The sequence below is a fragment of the Halopseudomonas sp. L-58 genome (assembly GCF_056859475.1).
Genome location: NZ_JBSXON010000091.1, coordinates 1 through 4,278, shown reverse-complemented (window position 1 = coordinate 4,278; position 4,278 = coordinate 1). Strand labels below are relative to the sequence as shown.

3 protein-coding genes and 2 pseudogenes are annotated in these 4,278 nt (G+C 53.7%); 4 read left to right on the top strand and 1 reads right to left on the bottom strand.

Going from position 1 to position 4,278, the window contains the following annotated elements; translation table 11 throughout:
- A pseudogene (locus AC13EY_RS19060) lies at nucleotides 1-501 on the top strand (IS5-like element ISPa8 family transposase); the annotation flags it as partial.
- 154 nt (nucleotides 502-655) lie between these two features.
- Here the strand turns inward: AC13EY_RS19060 and bamE are convergent.
- On the bottom strand, nucleotides 656-1,144 hold the full coding sequence (bamE, locus tag AC13EY_RS19055; protein ID WP_482876531.1) for an outer membrane protein assembly factor BamE domain-containing protein: 489 nt from the start codon (nucleotides 1,142-1,144) through the stop codon (nucleotides 656-658).
- Nucleotides 1,145-1,493: 349 nt separating this feature from the next.
- On the opposite strand from bamE, the pseudogene AC13EY_RS19050 reads away from it, so the two are divergent.
- The 3 genes and pseudogenes from AC13EY_RS19050 (at nucleotide 1,494) to AC13EY_RS19040 (ending at nucleotide 4,075) form a co-directional block, all read left to right on the top strand.
- Nucleotides 1,494-2,600 (top strand): annotated as a pseudogene (locus AC13EY_RS19050) (IS3 family transposase).
- Between the two features lie 60 nt (nucleotides 2,601-2,660).
- The gene (locus tag AC13EY_RS19045; protein WP_482876529.1) at nucleotides 2,661-2,849 is read left to right on the top strand and encodes an antitoxin VbhA family protein; all 189 of its coding nucleotides are present in this window, start codon (nucleotides 2,661-2,663) and stop codon (nucleotides 2,847-2,849) included.
- A 197-nt stretch (nucleotides 2,850-3,046) separates the two neighbouring features.
- Nucleotides 3,047-4,075 carry a hypothetical protein gene (locus AC13EY_RS19040; protein ID WP_482876528.1) on the top strand — a complete coding sequence of 343 codons (1,029 nt, stop codon included), beginning with the start codon at nucleotides 3,047-3,049 and terminating at the stop codon, nucleotides 4,073-4,075.
- Nucleotides 4,076-4,278 lie beyond the last annotated feature (203 nt).

Here is a 4,278-nt window from a genome sequence, read left to right as displayed (position 1 = left end):
GCCCGGCTGTACCGAAAGAGCCACAACACCGGCGCGCAGCTGAGTTACATGGGGCATGTGCTGATGGAACACCGCAGTGGCCTGGTGCGCAGTGCTCATGTGACTCTGGCCGGTGGCCGTGGCGAACGCGAAGCCGCGCTGGCGATGCTGAGCAAGCTGGGTGGTCGCCGTCGCCGCACCTTGGCTGCGGACAAGGCCTACGACACGGCAGACTTCGTGGCCGCCTGTCGTGCCCTCGGCGTGACACCGCATGTGGCGCAGAACACCAGTGGCCGGCGTAGCGCCATCGACGGCCGTACCACGCGCCATGCTGGCTATGGACTGAGCCTGAAGATTCGCGCCTGGATCGAAACCCACTTCGGCTGGCTCAAGGCGGCGGCAGGCCTGCGCCAGGTGAAGCAGCGCGGACTTGAGCGTGTCGACGCGCTGTTCCAGCTGGCCATGGCGGCAAGCAACCTGGTGCGCCTGCCGAAGCTGCTGGCTACAGGCTCAATGGCATGAGTGCGTTGACGGGGAAGGTGCGCCTGGAGCACGCCAAATCGGGCTATTTCCATCGATTGGCGCCCTAAACGGGAAGTAAACGAGCGCGACCGCTGCTGCCAGAAGCAGTGGACGTAATCATCGCGGCGAATTTCAACAGGCTGCTAACGGCTTCTTACATACCGGCTGCGTCGAGTAGCGGGTTGCCAGATTGGCCGGGAGTGCCGCCAGCCTTGTAGGCGTTAACCATCACATTGCCGCGAAATTCGAAGATGGTGTTCTCGAAGATGTTCGGCCGACCCGGTTTTCCGCCGATCATGGTGTAGGGGTAAGTCCAGACTTCCATGCCGCTCACATTCGATTTAGAAGGAGGGTTTCCTACGGTTGCGATCACTTGGCTCTTTGTAGCACTGCCTTTCTTCAGCGAGGCCAATTGCTCCTCGGTGATTAGAGTGCCAGTTACATAGTCTTCACCAACGCCGTGGGCCATGGCAATCGAATCAACAACGCCGTCAAGGGCTGAAGACGCGAAGCTGATGCCCGTACCAATACCGCTCGAAACCTTGTTCATAGCGTCATTGGCAGTCATACCCGAACAACCTGTCAGGGCTAGAATGGTCACAGCCATCAGGGTGACAGCAGAGGTGCGGAGAGTGTTTTGCATCGGGCATTTCCTTGTGTTTTGAAGAAATTAGCGCTATCCATTAAACGCTGAATAATCAGCAACTTAGCCAGATTGGCGACGAAATTTAACATCAATTTGATATTACTGATCAAGCAAAAATCGGGCGCAAAAATTGACGATCCGAATTTTTCCTTAAAAAACTGCCGGCATTTCGACACCCATCGACCAACTACACCTAACAGCCGCTTACGTCTTCCTCCCGCGCCTACTTGCGTTGCCTAGGAACCCTTTGCGTGAAGCGCATAGCCTTCTCAAGCGCAGTGAATCGCCCCCTAGTTTCGTAGACACCTCCTAGCGGACCTCATAATCCGCTCCACTAGGAGGTGCCATGAGCAACCCGCGTTATCCCGAAAAATTCAAAATCGACGCAGTCAGACCAGTGACCGAACGAGGTCTGCCGGTGGCTGAGATAGCTGCTCGTTTGCGCATGTCGCCCCACGGCCTGTATGCCTGAGTTAAACACTACAGCAAGCCCTAAGAGCAGCGCGCACAAGAGGACGATCAGCAAACTGAGCGGCGGCGTCTGCGTCCGAACTCAAGCTAGTGACCGAAGAGCGAGCCATCCTAAAGAAGGCCGCCGCGTACATTGCCAAGGAGTGCGGCTGAAGTACGCCGTCATCCACCAGCTATCCGCTGATTATTCGGTTCGCCGCCTGTGCTTGACGCTGAAAGTACACGCCAGCGGTTACTATGCGTGGCCGATCAAACCGAAGTCGGTACCAGCCAAGGATGATCAACGCGTGCTTGAACTGATCGAGCACTCGTAGTTTGAGAGCAGCGGAGGGTACGGCTACCGGAAAGTCCAAGACGACTATCGTGAGCTTGGCGAAGCATGCGGCAAGCATCGTGTTGCTCGAATGTGATGCGCCTAGAAGGGCCCGTTCGCAGAAAGGGTATCGTCGTCGACCGGGCTGCTGTGGTGGTCAGCCTCCATCGGTCCCACTGAATCATCTGGAGCGCCGATTCAATATCACCGAACCAAACAAAGTCTGGGTCAAGGACATCACCTACATCCGCACCTTTGAAGGCAGGTAATCATTTGGTCAGTGAAGCCGCAGATGGCCAGCGATCTGCCTATTGATGCCTTGTTGATGGCCGTTTGGCGCCGCAAACCAAAGCAGGAGGTGATGATTCACTGAGGCCAACGTAGTCAGTTCAGTAGCGGCGACTGGCAGAGCTACCTGGAAGCCAACAACTTGCTTGGTAGCATGAGTCGGCGTGGTAACTGCCGTGACGCCGCGGTAGCGGAAAGCTTTTTCCCACTGCTGAAACGGGAGCGGAGCAGCAAAAAATCTGCAGCGTTAGACAGGATGTTCGCGCTGATGTGTTCGACTACGTCGAGATGTTTTACAACCCAAAGCACCAGCATGGTTTCAACAACCACCTGTCACCGATAGAATTTGGGAAGCGATATTTACTGAGCCTAGCTTACTGAGCCTAGAAGGTGCCAAGGGAATCCGGAGCCATTCAGAGTGCGCAATGGCGCGAGGTAGAGATGAGCGGAGACGATGACGACAAGCAGCAGCGAATCAACAACGCCGAACTGGCGAGGGCATCTGCTGCAATTGAGGGCATTCGCGAACCTGAGCTAGTCAAAGAGCTGATACCGAAGTACATCTCGGGAGAAATGACGATCGAAGAAGTCATCAACGAAGCACGGGATCGCTTCAATCTCAAGCCATGATCTATCTACCGTCGGTGCCCTCGCTGCCCTTCGATCACAACGCAGCTCAGGCGCGCATCTCCTCCCCGCTTCACCATCGCTTTTAGACCAGTTAGCCTCCCGCGAGCTGGTTCCAGCGAAAGGTTATCAGGGGTATCGAAGAGACCATCATATTCCTCTGCATTCAGTACGCTTGAGACAGTTTTCACTGACAACGAGTGAATCGAGTCGTAGCCGCTTTCGTAACCCTCAACGAGTACCTCTGCGTCGCTAGGGTATTGACTAAGCAGCTTGATGAGCTGAGATATATTCACGCTAAAATCCCCCTATTGAGCCTCTCCGGGTTTCGTGGGGCTCCATTTTTTGAAAAACTGACGCGCATATGCCAATGTAAAAAGTCACCCAACAATTTCGTGACTGCTGCTCAAGCTGAACTCATGGAAAAGCGTAGAAATGCTGAAGTGGGCAACCTAGCTCAAAAAGCAGCACTTGCTGGGACCGACTGGCTATTTTTACCTGCAGAGTCTGAGACACTATACATACAGCACCAGTATATCCCCCTGCTCCCTACTTATGGGCACCGCAAAATTCTAGGCGGCTCAAGCAATTTTTTTCACTACAATATTGAAAATTTCTGGTTTCGACCGATGAAGATCAATATAAAAGATTACGAGCAGCTAGCATTCCTGTGTCACAGCCGCAATCACGATATACCCATCGATGGAGAGACAGCGCTTGCTATCTATGAAAGCGAATGGCGGTGGCTCGAATGCGACGATATGAAGCAAGAGGAGAAAGAGCTTCTTGAGATGCTCATAATGCGTCATGGAAACGGAATGGTGCGAATCAGAGGACCCTTTGCAATGAGAGCTAGGTACAGACAGAAGCAGCTTGTGGCGCAATTTGCCAAAGACGCAGCTCGTGTTGGAAGTCCGCAGCGAATATCAGAAGAAATGTCTATTAGTGAGCTATGTGATAAAGCGGGCATTGAATGCATCGACGACCCAGCCGCTGATAAGAAAATTGTCGCGCTGATAGACTATGTCGACCACTATATTGATATTCACGCAACGCCGTATTTTTACAGCGTCGGCAGAGACTTCATTGAAGAAGATGATGAGTCAGACGTTGCATTGCGTATTTTGGAAATCCTTGCGTACACGCTGCATGAGCCTATCTCGCGGCAGTGCTTGCAGCTAAAACGCTACTTCATAGCGCCGCCAGGGTCTTACTCCAACCCTCTGTAACAAGCCGCCAAGCCAGGCGCTCATGCTGCACTACTCAAAAGCTGGAACGGCTTTGAAAGATCGTAAGCGCTCAACAAACCCCGCTCTTGCGCTCAGTCGTTTTCTAATCTCCCGTCGATAACAGGCGACTGCCCGCATCTTTTATCGCCGAGAGCAGATGTGGTGACACATTCCAGCGCTGCCCACTGTCCGTTACAACGGTG

Bases quoted from the DNA above. Each gene is read 5' to 3' on its own strand.
- bamE (WP_482876531.1), bottom strand. From the start codon at position 1,144: ATGCAAAACACTCTCCGCACCTCTGCTGTCACCCTGATGGCTGTGACC.
- AC13EY_RS19045 (WP_482876529.1), top strand. From the start codon at position 2,661: ATGAGCGGAGACGATGACGACAAGCAGCAGCGAATCAACAACGCCGAA.